Annotated in this window: 19 protein-coding genes; 9 read left to right on the plus strand and 10 right to left on the minus strand. The window is 43.0% G+C overall.

What is annotated here, in order from left to right:
- On the plus strand, window positions 1-3,409 hold a 3,409-nt coding region (cobN, locus tag V7K55_RS20965; RefSeq protein ID WP_334834563.1), incomplete at its 5' end, for a cobaltochelatase subunit CobN.
- 9 nt (window positions 3,410-3,418) lie between these two features.
- The gene (locus tag V7K55_RS20970; protein WP_334834564.1) at window positions 3,419-4,549 is read left to right on the plus strand and encodes a peptidoglycan-binding domain-containing protein; all 1,131 of its coding nucleotides are present in this window, start codon (window positions 3,419-3,421) and stop codon (window positions 4,547-4,549) included.
- A gap of 130 nt (window positions 4,550-4,679) precedes the next feature.
- Here the strand turns inward: V7K55_RS20970 and V7K55_RS20975 are convergent, their stop codons facing one another.
- The 4 genes from V7K55_RS20975 to lipA form a co-directional block, all read right to left on the minus strand.
- On the minus strand, window positions 4,680-5,141 hold the full coding sequence (locus V7K55_RS20975; protein ID WP_094333151.1) for a Fur family transcriptional regulator: 462 nt from the start codon (window positions 5,139-5,141) through the stop codon (window positions 4,680-4,682).
- A 432-nt stretch (window positions 5,142-5,573) separates the two neighbouring features.
- Window positions 5,574-6,824, minus strand: coding sequence for an RNA polymerase sigma factor SigC (gene sigC / locus V7K55_RS20980; protein WP_334834565.1), 1,251 nt, complete (start codon window positions 6,822-6,824; stop codon window positions 5,574-5,576).
- A gap of 670 nt (window positions 6,825-7,494) precedes the next feature.
- A complete protein-coding gene (locus V7K55_RS20985; protein ID WP_334834566.1) occupies window positions 7,495-8,424 on the minus strand; it encodes an NAD(P)H-dependent glycerol-3-phosphate dehydrogenase in 930 nt (309 codons plus the stop codon).
- 47 nt (window positions 8,425-8,471) lie between these two features.
- Window positions 8,472-9,350, minus strand: coding sequence for a lipoyl synthase (gene lipA / locus V7K55_RS20990; protein ID WP_334834567.1), 879 nt, complete (start codon window positions 9,348-9,350; stop codon window positions 8,472-8,474).
- Between the two features lie 392 nt (window positions 9,351-9,742).
- On the opposite strand from lipA, the gene V7K55_RS20995 reads away from it, so the two are divergent.
- Window positions 9,743-9,976, plus strand: a complete 234-nt coding sequence (locus V7K55_RS20995; RefSeq protein ID WP_334834568.1) for a hypothetical protein — start codon at window positions 9,743-9,745, stop codon at window positions 9,974-9,976.
- 218 nt (window positions 9,977-10,194) lie between these two features.
- Here V7K55_RS20995 and glmS read toward each other — a convergent pair whose 3' ends face one another.
- From glmS to V7K55_RS21010, 3 genes are all read right to left on the minus strand, one after another.
- On the minus strand, window positions 10,195-12,075 hold the full coding sequence (gene glmS, locus V7K55_RS21000; RefSeq protein ID WP_334834569.1) for a glutamine--fructose-6-phosphate transaminase (isomerizing): 1,881 nt from the start codon (window positions 12,073-12,075) through the stop codon (window positions 10,195-10,197).
- A gap of 393 nt (window positions 12,076-12,468) precedes the next feature.
- Entirely contained in the window at window positions 12,469-12,714 is a 246-nt protein-coding gene (gene psaC / locus V7K55_RS21005; RefSeq protein WP_015175986.1) for a photosystem I iron-sulfur center protein PsaC, read from the minus strand.
- A 545-nt stretch (window positions 12,715-13,259) separates the two neighbouring features.
- A complete protein-coding gene (locus V7K55_RS21010; protein WP_334834570.1) occupies window positions 13,260-13,496 on the minus strand; it encodes a hypothetical protein in 237 nt (78 codons plus the stop codon).
- Window positions 13,497-13,709: 213 nt separating this feature from the next.
- Here V7K55_RS21010 and V7K55_RS21015 point away from each other — a divergent pair, with 213 nt between their 5' ends.
- Window positions 13,710-14,078 (plus strand): Dethiobiotin synthetase, encoded by a 369-nt coding sequence (locus tag V7K55_RS21015; RefSeq protein ID WP_334834572.1) that lies wholly within the window; start codon window positions 13,710-13,712, stop codon window positions 14,076-14,078.
- A gap of 96 nt (window positions 14,079-14,174) precedes the next feature.
- Here the strand turns inward: V7K55_RS21015 and V7K55_RS21020 are convergent, their stop codons facing one another.
- Entirely contained in the window at window positions 14,175-14,786 is a 612-nt protein-coding gene (locus V7K55_RS21020) for a hypothetical protein (protein ID WP_334834608.1), read from the minus strand.
- Between the two features lie 19 nt (window positions 14,787-14,805).
- On the opposite strand from V7K55_RS21020, the gene V7K55_RS21025 reads away from it, so the two are divergent.
- Window positions 14,806-14,937 (plus strand): hypothetical protein, encoded by a 132-nt coding sequence (locus V7K55_RS21025; protein ID WP_334834573.1) that lies wholly within the window; start codon window positions 14,806-14,808, stop codon window positions 14,935-14,937.
- Window positions 14,938-15,376: 439 nt separating this feature from the next.
- On the opposite strand, the gene V7K55_RS21030 is transcribed toward V7K55_RS21025, so the two are convergent.
- On the minus strand, window positions 15,377-15,763 hold the full coding sequence (locus V7K55_RS21030) for a hypothetical protein (protein ID WP_334834575.1): 387 nt from the start codon (window positions 15,761-15,763) through the stop codon (window positions 15,377-15,379).
- A gap of 481 nt (window positions 15,764-16,244) precedes the next feature.
- Between V7K55_RS21030 and V7K55_RS21035 the strand changes: the two genes are divergently transcribed.
- Entirely contained in the window at window positions 16,245-18,149 is a 1,905-nt protein-coding gene (locus tag V7K55_RS21035; RefSeq protein ID WP_334834576.1) for a chloride channel protein, read from the plus strand.
- A gap of 98 nt (window positions 18,150-18,247) precedes the next feature.
- Here V7K55_RS21035 and V7K55_RS21040 read toward each other — a convergent pair whose 3' ends face one another.
- A complete protein-coding gene (locus tag V7K55_RS21040) occupies window positions 18,248-18,661 on the minus strand; it encodes an AbrB family transcriptional regulator (RefSeq protein ID WP_334834577.1) in 414 nt (137 codons plus the stop codon).
- Between the two features lie 396 nt (window positions 18,662-19,057).
- On the opposite strand from V7K55_RS21040, the gene V7K55_RS21045 reads away from it, so the two are divergent.
- From V7K55_RS21045 to pyrR, 3 genes are all read left to right on the plus strand, one after another.
- Window positions 19,058-19,498: an Rrf2 family transcriptional regulator gene (locus tag V7K55_RS21045; RefSeq protein ID WP_094327503.1), complete on the plus strand. Its 441-nt coding sequence runs from the start codon at window positions 19,058-19,060 to the stop codon at window positions 19,496-19,498.
- 61 nt (window positions 19,499-19,559) lie between these two features.
- On the plus strand, window positions 19,560-20,531 hold the full coding sequence (gene cbiB / locus V7K55_RS21050; RefSeq protein ID WP_334834578.1) for an adenosylcobinamide-phosphate synthase CbiB: 972 nt from the start codon (window positions 19,560-19,562) through the stop codon (window positions 20,529-20,531).
- Between the two features lie 107 nt (window positions 20,532-20,638).
- Window positions 20,639-21,175 carry a bifunctional pyr operon transcriptional regulator/uracil phosphoribosyltransferase PyrR gene (gene pyrR, locus V7K55_RS21055; RefSeq protein ID WP_334834579.1) on the plus strand — a complete coding sequence of 179 codons (537 nt, stop codon included), beginning with the start codon at window positions 20,639-20,641 and terminating at the stop codon, window positions 21,173-21,175.
- Window positions 21,176-21,405 lie beyond the last annotated feature (230 nt).

The raw sequence follows: 21,405 nt of genomic DNA on the forward strand, positions 1-21,405 counted from the left end.
TGGAGAGTTCGAACTCCGTTCATCCACCTCGGAATCTCAAATCTCTCAATCCCCAGTCCCCAATCCCCAATTCCCAGTCCCCAATCCCCAATCCCCAGTCCCCAGTCCCCAATCCCCAATCCCCAAAATCGGCATCCTTTTTTACCGCGCTCATTATTTAGCGGGAAACACCAAAGTAATTGATGCTTTATGCGAAGCTTTGGTGCAGAAAAATTTACAACCAGTGCCAGTATTTGTTTCTTCATTGCGTGAACCAGATGTGCAAGTTGAGTTGAGTGAATTTTTTCAACCCAAAGAAGCGGATTCAATCGCTGTGCTGCTAAATACCACCAGTTTTTCTCTAGCACGATTGGAAAGCGAAACACCCCAAGTTGAACTATGGGAAAAATTAGATGTACCTGTGTTGCAGGTAATCCTCAGTGGCGGATCGATTGAGCAGTGGGAGTCACAATTTCAAGGGCTTTCTCCCCGCGATATTGGGATGAATGTGGCGCTACCAGAAGTAGATGGGCGAATTATTACTCGTGCTGTGTCTTTTAAAGCATTGCAAACTCGTAATCCCCATTTAGAAACAGATGTGGTAATTTATGAACCAGTCAGCGATCGCATCGAGTTCGTTGCTAAACTAGCAGCAAATTGGGCGCGTCTACGTTCTAAACCACCCCAAGAACGGCGAATAGCCCTGATTCTGGCAAACTATCCCAACCGCAATGGCCGCCTCGCCAATGGTGTGGGACTCGACACCCCAGCTAGTTGTGTCGAAATCCTGCAAGCTTTACATCAGGCTGGGTATGAAGTAGAAAATCCACCTGCTCAAGGAGACGAGTTGATTCAAAGGCTGACAGATGGTGTAACCAACGATTCGGAAGGTAGAGAATGGCTTCCGGTACTGCAAAGTGTTTCTTGGGAAGAATATCAAGAATATTTCGCTTCATTACCGCCAGCAGTTCAGCAAGGTATTAGTGAAAGGTGGGGACTGGGGACTGGGGACTGGGGACTAGGGACTGGGGAAAAGAAAAACGGGGGAGACAACAGGAATACTCAATACCCAATCCCCGTTCCCGGAATTCAACTCGGCAACATCTTCGTGGGAATTCAGCCAGCAAGAGGTTATGATAATGACCCCAGTTTGAATTATCATGCGCCGGATTTAGAACCAACCCATGATTATTTAGCTTTCTACTACTGGGTGAGAGAATGTTTTGGTGCTGATGCTGTAGTTCATGTAGGGAAACACGGAAATTTAGAATGGCTACCGGGTAAAAGTGTGGCTTTATCGAGTAATTGTTATCCAGAAGTAGCTTTCGGCGCACTTCCCCACCTGTACCCGTTCATTGTCAACGATCCTGGTGAAGGTTCCCAAGCCAAACGTCGCGCTCAAGCGGTGATTATAGATCACCTCACGCCGCCAATGACTCGCGCGGAACTCTATGGTTCTTTGCAACAGTTAGAAAATTTAATTGATGAGTATTATGAAGCCGACAGTTTAGATCCTTCACGTTTGCCAGTGATTCGCGATCGCATCCACGAACTGGTAATCAAAGAAAATCTTCATCTAGATTTAGGAATCCAAAATGAAACAGAAATTTTTAAGTCTGAATCTCTAGTTTTGAATTCCATCGGTGGTTATCTTTGTGAATTGAAAGAAGCCCAAATCCGCGATGGCTTGCACATTTTTGGGCAATGTCCCCAAGGAAGACAGCTGCGAGATTTAATAGTAGCGATCGCTCGCATCCCCAATCGCCATTCTCCAGGTATTACCCGTGCGATCGCTCAAGATTGGGGTTTAGATTTCGATCCCCTCACAGCAGATTTGTCAATGACTAGCGGTGAATACTCAATAGTCAATGGCACACAATGCCGTACCCTCGGCGATATCGTCGAAGTCTTAGAAGAACACGCCGCCCTTTTAGTAGAACAACTCATAAATCAGAATTCTGAATTCAGGAATCAGGAATCTTGTAGAGACGCGATTCATCGCGTCTCTACATGGATACGCGATCGCCTCCTTCCTGCCTTACAAAAAACCCACGAAGAAATCACCCATTTATTACACGGACTCGATGGCGGATATGTCCCCAGCGCTCCATCTGGCGCACCCACACGCGGCCGCCCAGAAGTTCTACCAACAGGGAGAAACTTTTATTCTGTCGATATTCGCGCCATTCCCACAGAGACAGCTTGGGATATCGGCAGAAAAGCCGCTGAAACTCTCGTAGAATATTACACTCAAGAACATGGTGAATATCCCAAAACACTAGGTTTATCATTGTGGGGAACAGCCACCATGAGAACCGGCGGTGATGATATAGCCGAAGCCTTGGCTTTACTCGGAGTTCAACCTGTATGGGATGGTGCAGCGCGGCGAGTAGTAGATTTTGAAATTTTGCCCTTAGCGATTTTGGGACGGCCTCGTGTAGATGTTACCTTGCGAATTTCGGGATTCTTCCGAGATGCTTTTCCCAACTTAATTGACTTATTCGATCAAGCGGTATCAGCAGTAGCAGATTTAGATGAACCGCCAGAACAAAATCCTCTAGCGGATGCAGTTCGCCAAGAGACTGAATTGTGGACAAGCCAAGGATTAACTGTAGAAGAAGCCGTGGTGCGATCGCGCTATCGCATTTTTGGTTCTCGTCCAGGTGCTTACGGCGCCGGACTCCAAGGTTTAATCGAATCGCAAAACTGGACAGATGACGAAGATTTAGCCCGCGCCTACATTAACTGGAGTTCTTACGCCTACTCATCAGGAAGTGGAGCAGGGGGAGCAGGGGAGGATAAAATCCCCAATCCCCAATCCCCAATCCCCAGTCCCCAATCCCCAATCCCCAATACCGAAGCCTTTAAACAACGTTTATCTCAAATGCAAGTTGTCCTGCACAATCAAGATAACCGCGAACACGATCTACTCGATTCTGATGATTATTACCAATTTCAGGGTGGCTTAACAGCGGCGGTGCGTTCTCTACAGGGAAAAAATCCCCAAACTTATTTTGGAGATAATTCTATACCCGCTAAACCACGCGTTCGCCAACTTAAAGAAGAAATTGCACGAGTGTATCGTTCTCGCGTAGTTAATCCCAAGTGGATTGCAGGAGTCATGCGCCACGGATACAAAGGTGCTTTTGAAATGGCAGCGACGGTAGATTTTTTATTCGCCTACGATGCAACAGCTAAATGTGTCGAAGATTATATGTATCAAGGCATAGTAGAAGCTTACTTGCTCGATCCAGCTGTTGCTGAATTTATTCAGCAAAAAAACCCTTATGCACTGCGTGATATTGCCGAAAAATTATTAGAAGCACATAAGCGCAATTTGTGGGAGGATGTAAATATAGAAACATTAGAAGCTTTGAGGAACCTAGTACATCAAGCTGAAGCAGTTATCGAAGAAAAATCAATGGTGTAGGAAACAAATATGGAAAATCTTGCGTATTTGCACCTAGCTTTCGCCTACGAAGACAGCACACCCAGTGAATTGGTATCCCTCAGTTCTTTGTTTAACAAAGCAGCTGCACCAGACTGGAAACGGCTTTCTGGTAGGGCTTGGAAGTATATGATGCCCCTTGCTCTCTCTTTATCTATTCTTGGCGCTGTCAGCAGCGTCATGGCACTAGAAAAAGGCGATCAAGGCCCTTCTGTCAGAAATCTACAACAAAAGTTGAGAACAGCAGGTTTTTACCAAGCTTCTGTTACCCAAGTATATGACGTATCCACACAAGAAGCTGTGCGGCGCTTCCAAAAGTCCGCTGGTTTACCAGTAGACGGCATTGTGGGAGCAAGCACCCTGCAAAAATTAGAAAGTTGGCAAGCCAAAAAGTCCACAACTGTGGCTACACAAGCTAAAGAAACCACTGCTGTAAGCGCACAAGCCAAAAAGCCCAGCACTACTAGTTCAGTCACCAGCAAACGCCGCAATCCCAACTACCTGGCTAAGGGGGATGAAGGTGAAAATGTCAGAGCTTTGCAAGAACGGTTAAGAGTCGCAGGCTTTTATTACGGAAACGCCACAGGCATATTTGGCCCGATTACTGAAGAATCTGTCAAGCGCTTCCAAGATTCTTACAAATTAAGCGTTGATGGAATTGCAGGCCCAGCAACATTAGGTAAATTGCCGGGAGTTGGCATCGGTGATGGAGAAGAGGCTCCCAAAAAGGTAGTCAATCGAGACAAACTTCGTGTAGGCGATCGCGGTGAGCCAGTTAGAATTGTTCAAGAACAATTGATCCAGGCAGGATATTTAGAGGGAGAGCCAAATGGCTACTACGGCCCCTATACTGCCGATGCTGTAAAGAGATTTCAGTCAGCTAATTTCTTAACCGCAAGTGGTGTTGCTGGCCCAACTACGCGAGCTAAGTTATACAGCTCAGTTAATACTGCTAGCAAAAGCGAATTTAATACCTTAGAAATTCAAACCCGACTACGGGAGCGGGGTTTTTATAAAGGCAAGCTGAACGGTGTGATGGCAGATGACACCAAAAAGGCGATTAAACAAGCTCAAGAATTCTACGGAATCAGCCTCAAGGATCTTAAGAGCGGACGCTTTTAGCATCCGCTTTGGTGTTGTTAGTATCAGTCCCCAACTCGTTGCTAGCCTCTAGTAACAGCAAATTACGCACTGCTCAAAATTCCACTTATTTGGTTAATTTGAGTAGTTTCGTCTTTTATCTACCCAAGTGCTAAAGCGGCATCAGCGCCCGTTGGCACTTGGGACATACTGCATGGATGGTCATTTGACAATCAAGCAGGTGGAAACCTTCTTTTTGAGCAGTTTTCGACCCAATTTTTAAAATTGAGTCATTTTTAAACTCAATAGTTGAGTTGCATCTAACACAAATTAAGTGATGGTGATGATGGGGATAGGGCTGGTTGATCTCATAATGCTTATGTCCCTCGCCCAATTCTAATTCCCGTAAAAGTCCCATCCTGGCCATCAACTTCAAAGTCCGATAAATAGTTGACAAACTGATCCCTTTCCCTTCACCATCAGTTTCTAACCGATGATAAAGATCCTCCGCACTCAGATGCTCACCTTGCGGAAGTTCTTGAAAAATGTGTAAAATCGTTTCGCGCTGGGGAGTTAATCGCCAGCCTCGTTCGTTCAGTTCTGCCTTGAGTGAAGTAGTTGTGTAGACAGTCATACTAATATTTCTCAACAAAGCTCGTTAATTGAGAATATAACAAATCTTGGGAGCAATTTGCAACAATCATTGCCTATTGAGAATTCTTACTAAATATTTAAAAACAATTCATCAAATCTCGATCAAAATTCAAGTAATAAGCTGTAGTGTATTTAATTTGCATACAGCGAATAGTTAGGATACTTGTAACGATTGCATCCCTTGACTTTAAATTTTGCGCGAGTTAATTTTGAATTGTTTAGTTGCTTCCCACCTTCAAGATATCTGAGCAAAGCTTTGGGGAAACTCTCATGCAATTAAATGCAAATAATTTGCTACAAGCCTCTAAAAGGCTTTTAACCTGGGATAAACTCAGTCTTTTGTCCCTAGTCATTTGTCAAGTGTAGTTTTCTAATGACAAATGACTAATGACAAATGACTCTTAAACATTGACTAACTTAGAGACTCCAAATAGTCGCGGATGAGATTGCGACGCTTGGGTTGACGTAGCTTTTGCAAAGCCTTGGATTCAATTTGTCGGACTCGTTCGCGCGATAAGTCGAGAGCGCGACCAATTTCTGCTAAAGAGTAAGGATGACCATCAGCCAAACCAAACCGCATCAGAATTACATCGCGTTCTCGGCTAGTCAAATCTGATAGAAGATGATGCAAGTCTCTTTGTAAAGATTCTCGCATTAACATTTCTTCTGGGGTTACACAGTCAGTTTCGAGTAATTCGCCTAACTCAGTGTCTTTATCCTTGCCGACTTTGGTTTCCAAAGAAACGGAGCGAGGAACCCGTAACAAAACTTCTCTGACTTGGGTCGGTGTCATCTCTAACTCAGTTGCTAAATCCTCTAGAGTCGGAGTGCGACCTTTTTCTTGAGCAATTTTGCGTTGGGCCTTTTTGATTTTGTTTAACTTTTCGGTAATATGGACAGGGAGGCGAATGGTGCGACTAGAAGTTGCGATCGCTCTTGTAATTCCCTGACGAATCCACCAGTAAGCATAAGTACTGAAGCGATAACCCTTAGTGGGGTCAAATTTTTCGACAGCCCGCTCCAAACCTAGTGTGCCTTCTTGGACTAAATCCAACAATTCCAAACCACGATTTTGATACTTCTTAGCAACAGACACAACTAGGCGAAGATTAGCCTTAATCATGTGTTCTTTTGCTTGCAGTCCTTGGGTCTGAACTTGCTCCAACTCTTCTACAGTCAACTTGGCAATTTCTGCCCAGCGACGTTTGCCATCTGCCAAAGTCGGTCTGAGATCGGATAATATTATGTCAGCAGTAGCAGCCCACCTTTCTAAAGAAGGGCGATGTCCTAATTCTGAGGTTAGACGTTCTTGAACTTCAACTAATCTCAGATAAGGTGTAATCACCTCATCTCCAAGCTTTGCGGCGTTAGCAAGTACTATCCGCATCCGCAAGTAACGTTGGACTTTTTGAGCTTCTGAAACCTCTTCATCTCGCCCCAACAAGCGAACCCGACCAATCTCTTGAAGATATAGACGTACTAGGTCTGTACTCCGGCGGTTATTGCTAGCAGCAAAGTTAGCATTGTCAACAGAAGCTATCTCTAGCTCATGTAAATCATCTACCGATAACTCGCTTTCATCAACCGTGAGATCGGAGTCCAAAGCCTGGCGGGACTTTTTGGTGTTGTAGGGGGCATCTGCATAAAAAGATGTTGCTGGCATAAGATCGTCTCAATGGCTCCAGGTAACAATAGATTTCGGTCAGCTTAGATTACGGTCAGCTATTCAACTGTTGCTATTGTTCCCGTGATTAACGATGAACTAACATAGTTGAAGATTCCATTGCAATTTTTTTAGAAATTAACTGCAATGGTTTTATTCGATACAGGATTACTGAACTTAATCGGCTGCTAAATTTTTGATTTAACCAATAGCTATGCAAATTGGCAGCTAGGCTTTCAATATTTCAACTACTTAGTTAACATTTCAACCTTGACGGTTTTTGATAGTGACTTTTGTAACACAGTATAAACATCCTTTAGTGAATGTCATCTTTATATTTGGCATAGTCACATTTACATGGCTACAAAACTAATATCCTGACGATTTAGCAATTTTTTCTCAGGATTATTCAGGTATAAGTAGAACTAATAGATATCGGAGAAGTGATTAGTGTTGACTGCAAAAATCCCATCTACACGGAGATAGAAAAGGTGGGGAAGTTATTAAATACTCTCTGCTTGTCCCCTTTTCGTGTTAACCTCTCAATTTCAATAATGGTTTGTAAAAGTTTGTAGTAAGCACTACCCTACGGGAACGCTGCGCGAAAAGTGCTTGAAATTGAGCGATTTATCGCTCACTACAAACCTTGGAAAATTAATTTGGTGGACTATTAGTCGTTGTACTCTGGTTTTATATCTCGCAGCATCAGTTCATCAAGTGCTTGTTGAGGTGTGACTTCACCCTGAAGTAACCGATAAACTTGCTCAGTAATTGGAACAGGGATGTTTTGTTGCTTGGCTCGTTGCATCAAAACTCGGCAAGTGTTCACTCCTTCAGCAGTTCCTTGTAAATTTGCAAGAGTTTCTTGAAGTGTCTTACCACCAGCTAGCTGGTAGCCGACTTGATAGTTGCGACTTAAGGGACTATTGCAGGTTGCTAACAAGTCTCCTAGACCCGATAATCCATAAAATGTTTCCGTCTTTGCACCCCAGTCGTTACCGATGCGAACCATTTCTGTGAGTCCACGAGTGACTAAAGCAGCTTTGGCATTGGTTCCTAGATGTAAACCATCGCATACACCAGCTGCGATCGCAATCACATTTTTCAGTGTTCCTCCCAGTTCCACCCCCAAGGGATCGGGATTGGTATATACCCGGAAGCGATGAGAAGAAAATACTAACTGCACTGCTTCCGCAGCCGTGGGGATATTACTGGCTACCACTGTTGCTGCTGGTAAATCTAGTTGAATTTCTTTAGATAAATTAGGCCCAGACAAAACAACTACTGCATGGTCAGGAAATACTGTTTGCCAAATTTGTGACGGCATACAGATGGTTTGAGGATCTAAGCCTTTCGTCGCTGTCACAAAAATTGCCTCTGGAGAAAGGGGGAAAGACTGGACTTGGGAAGCAACATCTCTGACACCAATCATTGAGATCGCAGACAGGATTATTTGAGCATCTTCTAACACTGCTTGGAGAGTTTGCGAACCTTGACGCGACCACACGCGCACCTGATGACCATTTGCTGTGGCGAGATTTGCTAGAGATGCACCCCAAGCACCTGCACCCAGAATTGCTACAGATTTTGAATTAGTCATTAATCAAGTCTCTCCCCAATCACCCCATCCTTTTAGCAATCTAAAATCTAAAATTGGCTGCGTGGATAACGTTCCATTAATTCCCTGACTTGCTCTGCATGATATGAGCTTCTTGTCAATGGTGAAGAAACAACTTGTAAAAATCCGATTTCTTCGCCGAATGCTTTCCAAGCAGCAAATTGTTCTGGATTGATAAATTCATTTACTTGTAAATGTTTTTGACTGGGTTGGAGATATTGCCCAATTGTCAAAATATCGCAATCAACAGTTCGCAAATCTTGCATAACTTGGCGGATTTCGGCATCAGTTTCACCAAGTCCAACCATGATCCCAGATTTGGTGTATGTGCTAGGAGAAAGTTGGCGAGTTCGCTGTAATAATTCTAATGTGCGATCGTAGTTTCCTTGGGGACGTACCCGGCGGTACAAGCGTGGGACAGTTTCGGTATTGTGGTTTAATACCTCTGGCGCAGCTTGTATAATAGACTCTAGAGCATTCCAATTACCGCACAAGTCAGGAATTAGTACCTCAATTGTGGTGTTAGGTGAAACAGAGCGAACCGCATCAATACACGCCATAAACTGAGATGCACCACCATCAAACAAGTCATCTCGGTTTACAGAAGTGATGACTACATGATTAAGGTTCATGCGGCGAACAGCTTGGGCCAGTCGTGGAGGTTCTGTCGGGTCTAGTGGTTTGGGTTTTTTCTCAAAATCAATATCACAGTAGGGACAAGCGCGTGTACAAGCCGGGCCCATAATCAAAAACGTGGCAGTACCGGCATTGAAGCATTCGCCAATATTCGGACAGGATGCTTCCTCACAAACTGTATTGAGGGATAAATCCCGCAAAATGTCTTTAACGTTACCGATGCGTTCACGCCCAGGTGCTTTTACCCGCAACCAGTCTGGTTTTACAGTCACAATCAGCTTTTACCACTAGAGTTATACAAATTCAATCGTAGCAAGCAAAGCCTTTGATGAAGCGATCGTATTATATTCACGATTCGTGAGCTTAAAGTTTGGTAAGAACAAATTGGGCAATAGACAGTAATCCTCAGACAACTCAATCTATTGAAAAAAATTTAAGCAAGAAAGAGACGTGCTTAAATTTACGTCTCCAGGTGATGGAAAAAGAATTTATGCCAGTGGTTAAGCTACATCTGTCACCAGCAACCCGTTAACAGCAATGATGAATAGCTGTGCTAAAGGTTGACGAAATGCCACGATTAACCCCAGAAAGGCATTGGATTCTTAGCCTGGGGAACTTTTGGAATATGTACCCAATGATGACGATGACAAGGTAGTTTCTAGCGTTGAAGTGGCGTGATTTCAGGATGTTGGGAGTTTTAGAACGATCGCCTGAATTAACAATTAGCGATCGCATCCTCCTGTTACCTAAAACCGTCGCTGGGCGCTCGCCTGGATCTGCCATCAAGCTATCTTTGGCTTATACTGGACTTTCATCACCAGCTATACCGTGTAAATACAGGTTCATTCCACAGAGGCGGACTACCCCATCAGCGACATCAAATCCTCTGAAGGTTTGATTTTTCGGGAATTGCTTTTGAGCTTTATCTAGTTTGTAATTTTGTCAAACTTGGCTTGCGTCCAATCTTGATTGCTTCTAGCCATAAAAACTCATGCAGATGCTCACATACACACCTACAGGATAAATTGTACAACTTTTTTATGTATTGTATAACTTTTTTATTTGTTATACGACTTTATTATTCCTCTACAACATTAGCTTACCTCTATTAATAGACTATTCCACCGTTACAGACTTGGCCAAATTCCTTGGTTGATCGACATCCAAACCGCGACGGGCGGCAATGTGATAAGCCAATAATTGCAGGGGAACTACTGTGAGAATTGGAGAAAGTAACTCTTCTACATGAGAAACGGGAAGAAGATCGTTAAAGATTTCCGCAGCTTCGCCATCGTTGACGGGAGTCACGCCAATTAACCGAGAATCTCTGGCTTTGGCTTCTTGAGCATTAGAAATAACTTTTTCGTAAACACTACCAGGAATTGCGATCGCAACTACTGGTACTTTCGCATCTAAAAGTGCGATCGGGCCATGCTTCATCTCTCCAGCCGGATACCCTTCGGCGTGAATGTAGCTGATTTCTTTTAATTTCAACGCCCCTTCTAAAGCAATGGGAAAGTTAATTCCTCTTCCTATAAAAATGAAATCTTTGGTTTCAGCAAATTCATGGGCTAGCTGTTCAGTTAAACGTTCTTGAGTTTCCAATGTTGTCTCAATTTCTTTGGGAATCTGCCGTAACCCGTTAATAATTTTATCTAATGTGTCTTTTGAAACTGTCTGACGACGAGCCGCTAAATCTAATGCCAATGCATAAAATGCCATTAATTGAGCAGTAAAAGTTTTTGTCGCCGCCACCCCAATTTCAATTCCCGCTAAGGTACTGATTATATGCGGTATCATATCACCAAGGCTGCTTTCGGGGCGATTAGTAATACCCAGTAGTCGCGCTTGATATTTAGGTTCTCTCCCTTGGCGACGTTCTTTTTCCATTGTCAAAGCTGCTAGGGTATCGGCAGTTTCGCCTGATTGGGTAACACCGATAATCAACGTGTTAGCCGTCACGGGTGATGGTGCATAGCGATACTCAGAAGCATAATGTACCTGAGTTGAAATTCCGGCTAATTGTTCAAGTAAATATTTTCCGATTAATGCTGCGTGCCAACTCGTACCACAGGCGACAATATGAATTTGTTCTAAATCAGTGTAGAAATCCGCAGGTAAACCAAGGTTGATTGGCGATTTGGTAGATTCGGCTGGATTAAAGTAAGCGTCTAAACTAGCTCTGACTACTCCTGGTTGCTCGTGGATTTCTTTGAGCATGAAGTGTTTGAATCCCTGCTTTTCTACCATTGCAGGATTGAAGTTGAGCAGCCGGGGTTGTTTTTTCAACCTGTCGCCAGCAAAATTGTAAATCTCAACACCCAAAGGTGTGAGGCGAGCAATTTCGCCATTTTCTAAAGGTAGCACTGCACGGGTGTAGGCAACGATCGCTGGTGTGTCAGATGCACAAAAGAATTCCCCTTGTCCAAAACCAATTACCAAGGGCGCTTGTTGGCGAACAACAATCAATTCATCGGGGTAGTCAGCAGAAATAACTGCGATCGCAAATGCCCCGCGCAAGTGGTTAACGGCTTGGCGAATTGCTTCTAAAAAGGGAGATGAGGAAGATGAGGGGGGAATATTCTTTAAAAATTCGGCTATAAGATGGGGAATTACTTCAGTATCAGTTTCAGAAACAAACTGGTGTCCTTTTCCTTTAAGTTCTTCGCGTAAGTCGCGGTAATTTTCGATAATGCCATTTTGCACCACAGCCACTCGCTTCGCCGTATCCAAATGGGGATGGGCGTTGTACTCTTCTGGTTTACCATGAGTTGCCCAGCGAGTGTGACCAATACCAATCTGGGCGGGAGTTTCTATTTGTTCTAGTTTAGAGCGCAAGTTATGGAGTTTACCCTTTGCCCGCACACAATTAACCTCACCTTCCCAAACAGTGGCGATTCCAGCAGAATCGTAGCCTCTGTACTCTAGTTTTTCCAGCCCAGCCAATAAAATGTCTGTGGCCGCTTGAGTGCCTATATATCCAACGATTCCGCACATTCTTCACACCGCTTTTTTTCAGGATGATTAAATCCAGTATAGTATTTAGCACAAACTTGACGTTTTGCAAATAAAAAAAGGGAGTAATATTACTCCCTAACCACTAGGTATTGTTATGGATTTTTACAGTGGATTACCCGTCAGCTTTTTACCTGACGGTACAAATACGGCTTTTAGGATTTGGATACCCAGAGATTCTTATCCCCAATCTAAAATTAAGATTTCGCAAAGTGGGTAGTATCCACTCTACGACGCTAAAGGTGCTTGCTATTGACACACTTCCAAGTCTTAAGTTCCGAGTTCCGAGTTCTGAGTGAAGAATCAAGAAATTAGTTTTTTTGATTTACTTCTTTTTGTCTCAGCACTCAGCACCCAGAACTCGGCACTAGCTTTTTAGTAAGCCAGACCCATACTGCGAGTTGTTTCAGCGCCCAGGTAAACCCGGATGCTCAAAAAGTCAGTGGGACAAGCGGTTTCGCAGCGCTTACAGCCAACGCAGTCTTCTGTACGGGGTGAAGAGGCAATTTGAGCAGCTTTACAGCCATCCCAAGGAACCATCTCAAGTACATCAGTAGGGCAAGCGCGGACGCATTGGGTGCAGCCAATGCAGGTATCGTAGATTTTGACAGAATGAGACATTGAAAAAACCGCTCCTTTCGAGTGTTCTTCTCTGCGAAAGAATCATAATCAACGCATAGTTTACCGCAGTCGTTGATAGGCCGTAATCAAAAGGCTACATAACTTCAAACAATGTAATGAGCACCCTTGGTAAGTTGTTTTTCCGAGATTGCCCCTATTGCCCTATTTATTGGCAACATCAGACGAGTGGATTTTACCTACCCTCTACCATAATCGGGTTTAATCGTAAAGACAAATGAAATAAAAGTAAACCTACAAGACTAAGTGCAGAAAATATCTATGGTATTTATTGATTAGCAACTATAGTAATCCTAAATTTTAGTTATGAGAAAATACTATATTTATGGAGTTTGTTGAAATCAAAAATTTGACGATAAATCAATTAATGCTTTGACGTTGATACCTCTGCTGCAAGTCAATAAGCGGCAGCCCCCTCATCAGGCATTCCCAGTCAGAGACTGGGAACGAGAGAAACGAGAGAATCTATAAAAGCTGTATATTTAACTTTTTAAATCTGTCAAAATCATCATTGTTACTTTTACATATCAGAGGATTTCAGAAATCGCAAATTCATCATTTACCACAGCAGTTTCTGTTGAAATATTTGGCTCACGAACCATCACTTGCAGTTGTTCTTCAGAATTTTTGGTATCAGCCAATTGTTCTTTTGTATACTCATTTTCTCGGATTTGTCTAGCAATACTTTCTAGCAGCCAAAGTTGTTCTTCCACAGACAAGGCACGGACGGAGCGTTCAATTTCTAGTAAATTCAGTGATATCATTTTGCTTCTGATTCCAAGCGGGACGGATTTTTCAAAGATATTATTCTAAGTCAGTGTATCTGGTTAACCTAGAGCATCGCAAATTCCCCATTATTTTCCCCAAGCATATCTTTTCACAAATCAAATGAGATTGCTATAAATAACTAGAAGCCAATTTTATGACTTTTTAATTAAGTATTACTGCTGAAGCAAAATGTACGTTAAACTGACTACATGAATTACGAAACAGCTCGGAAACTCCTCATAGATCAGACAATTACAACCGAGGAAAACCCAGATGCGCTGTTAACGCGTATGACACAGGGAAAACCGCCGGTACCCGGTCAGATCACCTCAATTTTGTTGGCATTGAAAGTGGTGTTTGAAGCCCTTAAAGATGCCAAGACCCTAGACCGAGAACTGGCTTTGGCCCTTTATCAGTTAAGCATTAAGGCACAACAGCTATTTGCCGCAGGGCGTAAAGCTGGCATAGATTGGCCGCCACTACTAAAGGAAGATTTGCTCCGAATTTCTTTAGCATCTGAAAGTATCTTTTCAGGTATATGGCAAACCCTAGCTCCTATAAGCTTGGGGAAACTATAGAAAACGATTTCAGTAATTTTTGAACGAGAAGGGATAAGGGGCAAAGGAAAATGAGGGAGTGAGGGAGAATAATTAATACCCAATGCCCAATATCCATTAACGAACTTGTAATTCATTTTCTAACTTGTCTAGGTCAGTTTTGAGCAAAACTGTCATTTGACCGGTAAAAGCTTTGCCAGTCTTGGGTTGGGCAATTTCCACCCAATATACATAGCGATCGCCTACTCGTAATTCTCCCTTTAAAGCTTCCCGGATGGGAGTTTTGGCAAGACGTGCCGAGTTAATTACCTTTTGGTTGGGATACTGGTAAACTACCTGGGCGCGATCGTAGTCTTGATAAATCTCCAAGCCATAAATCACCCGCAAGGATTCCTGGAGACGCGCAAATGACATGCCGTTAATGGCATCATACATGGAAATGCGCTCACTGCGAATTGTGCCACGGTCTTTGGAAAATTCCACCCTACCAGGGGGCAATACCGACGCTTGAAAAGTGAATCGTTGAGCAGCAGTATCAGTCTTTTGCACAAATAATTTCTCCCCACTCCTGGGGCGCAGTGTCGGATGTGCTTTAATCCAAGTGCCTACTTCCTCTGTACTTTGCCCTGGTAAAGCATTCGCGTGGGAATTACCCAGTATTCCGATGCACAGCCAGGGAACAAGAGAAACAGGCAAAATTAAAAAATTAAGCAGAGATTTCTTGAGCATTTTTCTATTCACAACTTTCATGAAGACTTCCCTATTAGGGAATAACCATAGTCTTCCCGTTTTTCAGCAAGATTATTTCAATAGGTCGCAGCGATCGCCCAGCGAAGCCGAATTTTCTCCCTTGGCGTTAACAAGTCATAGAGCATCATGAGCATTGAGCGTCGGAGTCACTATCATCATCGTGTTATGAAGTTGGTGGGAGGAACACCGCTTACTAAAGAAAGTGTGGTTTTATCCACAAGAAGATAAAACCTCGAAGGGTATGTATAAAATTTTGTCTTTTAATGTTTGAGATATTGATTTTTTGGGAACTATACATAAAGCAATTAATGAACATGGCAGGGTTCATGGATTCTTTCTTGACCAGATTTTCTACATTGTTTGGCTAGACCCAGATCATCTGTTGTAACCCGGAAAAAATTAAGGAATTATCGCTACTTTAATTACCTGTTGTACCAGGACAGATTTTTAAGCGGACATGATGTAAAACCGTGTCCTATTTGGGGTAATAAGACACGGTTTCATAAAAGTATTTAGTTATAATATTACAAAAATCAAAGTAAGATTTGATTTATACCAAATTAATCCATTTACTGAGATTTGTTTTCTGGTTGATTAACTTTCTCTGTTGTAGGAGAGATGTGGCGATCGTAGCTTGTCTTTTCTTGAGTCAGAGCGATCGCACTGAAGAAAATGGCACTTCCCACAGCTAAGGCTACCATCGGGCGTTTGAGCAAAACAAAATCTCTGAGAATCCTAGCTAAAGGTCGGCTTTGACGACGTAGCGACGAAGCAATCATCAATTGTCTCCAAGTAAATGGATCGCGGACATAATGACCGCTTTGACAAACTACTAGCCGTTCCTGACAATAGGGGCAACAAAATAAGCCCATGCGCGTTTTAACTGGTTTGGGTGTAGCATTTCTTTGGCAAATTGGGCAAGTAACATAATGATTATCAAAGGTGTGTATATTCATTTACCTCGTCCGCCTAGTCCATTTACTCGCTCTATAACAATAGCTATATTGAATTCCGATCGATACTTAGCAGATTTTCAAGTATGGTATGACACCAACCATAAATCATACATACATTGTATTACTACCAAGGGTGGCTCAATGGTCGCAACACGAGTATAGCTAGATTTAGGCAAGGATGACTCCTAGTTAATTTTTGCGAGTGCGTTCACCCAGCCCACAAAAACTTTGTTGTCTCTAGAAGGAATAGTGTTCCCCACTAGCCGCAACGATATCTAAACTAAGGCATCGCTGACCCTCAAATAATAATTGTCTCGCATTTAACCATTCTCCCCACAAAAATTTTGCACAATGACATTTTTGGCTAAAACTTTGTAAATCAAGCAAATAAAGTCTACTTGTCTGGTTGCTAAATAATGGCTCACAATGATAAGTAACAGATAAAAATTTAAATTTTTTCTTACATTTACCCCGCCTCTCAATGACTCTCTTGCCTCCCACTCAACTGAGGAAGGTAACGGAACAACCTGCCTTTCCTACACCTTCCGCTCGTTTAGCTCAACTTATTAATCGTTTTCAACCATCGCCAGAAACCGTTGTCCTGTTTTTAGCCATGCTCATTGGCGGTGGTGCTGGTATGGGTGTAGTCACCTTTCACTATTTAATCCAGTTGATTCACCAGCTGATGCTGGAAAATTTAATGGGCCAAATCGGTGCCTGGGGTGCTTGGACTTTAGCCTGCGTTCCCACCCTTGGCGGGTTAATCGTTGGCTTGATGCGCTGGCGCACTCAAGACTTTGGCCCTGGACTTTCATCTCTCATCGCCGCCTCTCAGGGAACAGAGATTAAGCGACCACTACGACCAGTTACAAAAATGCTGGCCGCATCTGTTTCTTTGGGGAGCGGTGCTTCTTTGGGCCCAGAGGGGCCGAGTGTAGAAATTGGCGCAAATTTTGGGATGTTGTTCTCTGTGATCCTCAATGTATCTCAAGAACGACAACGTTTATTGTTGGGTGCTGGCGCGGCGGCTGGACTGGCGGCGGGATTTAATGCTCCGATCGCCGGAGTATTTTTTGCTCTAGAGGTGGTGATGGGAGCAACATCTTTCGCTACTTCTGCTGTGAGTGTGGTGCTGCTAGCGGCGGTGGTAGCAGCATTAATTGCCCAAATTGGTTTGGGGGCACAACCTGCTTTTGATTTACCTGCTTACCAAGTCCGTAGTCCTTTGGAATTACCCCTTTACCTTGGCTTAGGTTTAGGGGCCAGCCTAGTTTCTCTGGCTTATACTCAATCCATTCGGGTAGCAAAAGCCTGCTTTGCTGGGAAGGTTCCAGGTTTTGCCTTTTTGGGACGAATTCCTCAGCCGATTCATCCAATTATTGGCGGTGTGATAATTGGCACAGTTGCTTTGCACTTCCCGCAAATTCTGGGCGTGGGTTATGAAACTGTAGAAGCAATGCTTCAGGATGTGGAGTTTCCACTCTACCTGTTGGTGGTGCTGTTGGTGGTGAAGCTACTGATGACTGCAATTAGTGCGGGTAGTGGTTTCATCGGCGGTTTGTTTGCACCAGCCATGTTTTTAGGTGCTTCTTTTGGTTCAGCTTACGCCAAAATTTTGGCTGTGATATTCCCCGCTATTTGCGATCAAATGGCAGCTCCTCCAGCTTATGCAATGGTAGGAATGGCAGCAGTGTTAGCTGCTAGTGTCAGAGCGCCGTTAACGGCTATTTTAATGCTGTTTGAATTAACCCGCGACTATCGCATTGTTTTACCGTTAATGGCAGCTGTGGGTTTGAGTGTTTGGCTAGTGGAAAGGATTAAACCAACTTTTAACTCTAACTCTAATCTACAACAGATTGGTCTTTCGGAATTGAAAGATGAAAAAGCGGAAATTGTGCAGCAAATTTTGGTAGAAGATGCCATGCATCCTTCTCCAAAAAAGTTACCTGCAACCCTTGGAGTTTTAGATGCAGCTGTGGAAATGATCCGCGATCGCACCCGGAGTGCTTTAGTAATTGATGCAGCCGAGCAATTAGTTGGTATACTTTCTCTGGAAGATATTAACTGTGCCCTTGCTTTTTGGCAAACGTACCCAAATTCGCTAACTGAAATTCCAGATAATTTATCCAGTCAGACCCTGATAGACATTTGTACGACTGAAATCCTCTATGCATGGCAGGATGAACTATTATCTGAAGCTTTAGACCGCATGAGTCTTCGAGGTTTGCATCAATTACCAGTAGTAGCACGAGACAAACCCGATCGCATTTTGGGTTTACTAGAAAAAGAGCAAATTGCCTTGACCTGCAATTTAGCAGTTACACGCAAGGCACTTCGTCACTATTTACCAGGCTTACCTACCACAGATATAATCATTAGTCATTAGTCATTAGTCATTAGTCATTGGTCATTAGTCATTAGTCATTAGTCATTAGTCATTAGTTTTCACAAAGGACAAAGGACAATTGACTAATGACCATGTATTTAAGCTGTGGCTTCTATGGTTTCATCACCTTCCCGATCTTCTGGGTCTACCTGTCTCAGACGAATGTGCTTTTTGCCTAAAGTGATGATAAACTCATCTCCTGGTTTCAGGTTCATCTGTTTTGTATAAGCTGAACCTATAAGTAAGTTATTATTCGATTGCACACTAATTCTATAGCTAGCACTACGTCCACCGCGCCCATTAGCGCTGGGTGTACTGTCCAACTGAATGCCTTCAGCATCAATTAAGGCATTTAAGAACTTCATCATATTGACGCGCTCTATACCGTTTTTGGTAATGGTATAGTAGCCGCACTTCTTGGCTTTGTCTTCTTTGCTCTCGCTCTCTAGCTCTTTGACTTTTTTGAGCAGTTCTTCACCGAGTAGGGGTTCAATTTTTTTCAGTTTAGGCATCAACTTAGGTCGAAAATGAATGTTTGAAGTGTTGGAATCGATTTTATTTTAGCTGAGGTTGAGCTAATAGGAACATACTCCTTTAGTTTTTATCTCAACCTTGCCAAGTATATTACACTCAGATGCACAATTGTTATGCCATTAACAATATTGTCTTGACAATCTATTTCAGAGAATGCTGGCAATGCTGATTAACTATATATATAGTTTGTAAATCACTGCTAGACTATAGAAGTTTTAAGTTTTCTAAACTAACCCTCAAAAGGTTATTTATTTGCTGAGGATGATAACTGAGTTACAGAATGATAAGTAAAACTGATCCTTAGTTATTGGTCGTTGGTTATTGGTTATTTACAAAGGACAAATGACAAAGGATAAACAACAAAGCTTGCCAAAATGAAACTAACTACCAGAGGACACTATAGTGTAAAGGCGTTGCTAGATTTGAGTTTACAGCCAAAATATGGGCCTGTATCTGTGAGAGCGATCGCTAAACGTCAAGATATCCCAGCTCCTTACCTCGAAAAATTACTAATAGAAATGCGTCGTGCATCAATAGTTAAATCAACTCGTGGTAGCATTGGCGGATACCAATTGGCAAGAGAACCTGCACAAATATCTATAGGACAAATTTTAGAAGCAGTTGGCGAGACTAGCCATTTACCTCATCACACCCCAGCACCTACACAAGCTGAAGATTGGGTAACATTTAGCCTTTGGCAGAGACTCAACCAAAAGCTCAAAGAAGCTTTGTACAGTATTACTCTGGCAGACCTTTATTATGATGCTCGCAGTTGGCAAGCTTCTCTTGGAGAAGAAGCTAGTTTTGTGGTTTAGTCAAGAGTCAACAGTCTAACTAAATATTGACCCTTCACTATTAGCCCTTGACTCGTGACTTATGACCAATAGTATCTATATCTTAATAATTGCTGCATTTTTAGATTACTTAATTGGCGATCCTTGGGATTGGCCTCATCCAGTGCAAGTTATGGGGTGGGTAATTTCTCACCTGACCAAATTTTCTTTCCAATTGTGTAAAAGTTCTCTTGCACAACGTCTAGCTGGAATTTTACTAAGTATTATCCTAATAATTGGTAGCGGTCTTATTGGTTTTTTGATTATTCAAAGTGCCAGACGGATTCATCCGTTGTTGGGAATTGCAATAGATGGCATTCTTTTGGCTAGTTGTTTTGCTGGTAGAAGTTTACGAGCAGCAGCAGAGGCTGTTTTACAACCTTTAACAGCAGGAGATTTAGAGAAGGCTCGGAAGATTTTAAGTAATTACGTTGGTCGAGATACCCAAAACCTCTCACAAGCAGAAGTTTTACGAGCCGTTTTAGAAACGGTTGCAGAAAATGCCACCGATGGAGTGATGGCTCCACTTTTTTTTGCAATTTTTGGTGTCTTTGTGCCAATTGTGGGGTCAACTCCCTTAGCTTTAGCATACAAAGCTAGCAGTACCCTAGATTCGATGGTGGGCTACCGAGAAGCTCCCTATACTTATTTGGGATGGTTCTGTGCGCGGTTGGAAGATTGTTTAACTTGGCTACCTTGTCGGTTAACCGTCGTGACTCTGGCGCTGTTATCGGGTAAACCGAAAGATGTTTGGCGAATTTGTCGTCGGGATGCAATTAACGATCCTAGTCCCAATTCTGGCTGGAGTGAGTGCGTCTATGCGGCTTTTTTGGGTGTGCAGATGGGTGGTACAAATTGGTATCGTGGGGTAGCTAAGTACAAACCACTGCTAGGAGATGCTATTTATCCCATTACTGCAACTTCTATTCAAAATGCTTTACAGTTGACTCGATATTGTTTTTTGCTATGGTTAGGCATAGCGATCGCAATATTCTTAATACTCGCAAACAATTAATGATAAATGTAAAGTTAGCAATTAAGAATCGCGTCTCCCACCTTTTGTACAGACGCGATTCTTAATTGCGTCTCTCCTAACTCCTTACTCCTCACTTATCATTCGCTATGTCTGCCAAAGTAGTTGAAATTCTCTCATCTGAAGAAATCCGTCGCACCTTGACTCGTCTTGCTTCTCAAATTGTCGAAAGAACGCGTGATTTGTCTCAATTGGTGCTTCTCGGTATTTATACTAGGGGTGCATTACTCGCCGAATTGTTGGCGCGTCAGATTGAGACGTTGGAAGGTGTAGCTGTGTCAGTTGGCGCTTTAGACATTACATTTTATCGAGATGACCTTGACAAAATTGGATTGCGGACTCCAACAAAAAGCGAAATTCCTTTTGATCTGACAGGGAAAACCGTTGTACTCGTGGATGATGTGATTTTCAAAGGACGGACAATTCGCGCTGCTTTGAACGCTGTCAACGACTACGGTAGACCAGAAGTGATTCGTTTAGCTGTATTAGTAGACAGGGGTCATCGAGAATTACCAATCCACCCAGATTTTACTGGCAAAAAGTTGCCTACTGCTAAAGAAGAGATTGTCAAAGTTTACTTACAAAATTCCGATGGACGAGATGCAGTAGAGTTGATTGGAGATTAAGAGACGCGATTAATCGCGTCTTTTTGATGAGAGAATTATTGCAGTAGCGATCGCCATCTAAAAAAGATCGCAGAAGAACAGGGTATAGCGGTTCTCAGTTGAGTGAGGTACAAGAACCCCACCCCCTCCCCCCTCCCCGCCAGCGAGGAGGGGGCTATGACGTACCTTCATGTGATTAGGAAAAGCTATAAATGCCTTTCCTCTAATACTTAATAAGCAGACTCACAGAA

Source organism: Nostoc sp. (assembly GCF_036919895.1).
Lineage (GTDB): Bacteria > Cyanobacteriota > Cyanobacteriia > Cyanobacteriales > Nostocaceae > Nostoc.

Bases quoted from the DNA above. Each gene is read 5' to 3' on its own strand.
- V7K55_RS20970 (WP_334834564.1), top strand. From the start codon at position 3,419: ATGGAAAATCTTGCGTATTTGCACCTAGCTTTCGCCTACGAAGACAGC.
- V7K55_RS21030 (WP_334834575.1), bottom strand. From the start codon at position 15,763: ATGAATATACACACCTTTGATAATCATTATGTTACTTGCCCAATTTGC.
- V7K55_RS21025 (WP_334834573.1), top strand. From the start codon at position 14,806: ATGAAGACTTCCCTATTAGGGAATAACCATAGTCTTCCCGTTTTTCAG.
- cbiB (WP_334834578.1), top strand. From the start codon at position 19,560: ATGACCAATAGTATCTATATCTTAATAATTGCTGCATTTTTAGATTAC.
- V7K55_RS21040 (WP_334834577.1), bottom strand. From the start codon at position 18,661: ATGCCTAAACTGAAAAAAATTGAACCCCTACTCGGTGAAGAACTGCTC.
- V7K55_RS20975 (WP_094333151.1), bottom strand. From the start codon at position 5,141: ATGACTGTCTACACAACTACTTCACTCAAGGCAGAACTGAACGAACGA.
- glmS (WP_334834569.1), bottom strand. From the start codon at position 12,075: ATGTGCGGAATCGTTGGATATATAGGCACTCAAGCGGCCACAGACATT.
- V7K55_RS21045 (WP_094327503.1), top strand. From the start codon at position 19,058: ATGAAACTAACTACCAGAGGACACTATAGTGTAAAGGCGTTGCTAGAT.
- V7K55_RS20985 (WP_334834566.1), bottom strand. From the start codon at position 8,424: ATGACTAATTCAAAATCTGTAGCAATTCTGGGTGCAGGTGCTTGGGGT.
- V7K55_RS21020 (WP_334834608.1), bottom strand. From the start codon at position 14,786: ATGCTCAAGAAATCTCTGCTTAATTTTTTAATTTTGCCTGTTTCTCTT.
- sigC (WP_334834565.1), bottom strand. From the start codon at position 6,824: ATGCCAGCAACATCTTTTTATGCAGATGCCCCCTACAACACCAAAAAG.
- pyrR (WP_334834579.1), top strand. From the start codon at position 20,639: ATGTCTGCCAAAGTAGTTGAAATTCTCTCATCTGAAGAAATCCGTCGC.
- psaC (WP_015175986.1), bottom strand. From the start codon at position 12,714: ATGTCTCATTCTGTCAAAATCTACGATACCTGCATTGGCTGCACCCAA.
- V7K55_RS21035 (WP_334834576.1), top strand. From the start codon at position 16,245: ATGACTCTCTTGCCTCCCACTCAACTGAGGAAGGTAACGGAACAACCT.
- V7K55_RS21010 (WP_334834570.1), bottom strand. From the start codon at position 13,496: ATGATATCACTGAATTTACTAGAAATTGAACGCTCCGTCCGTGCCTTG.
- V7K55_RS21015 (WP_334834572.1), top strand. From the start codon at position 13,710: ATGAATTACGAAACAGCTCGGAAACTCCTCATAGATCAGACAATTACA.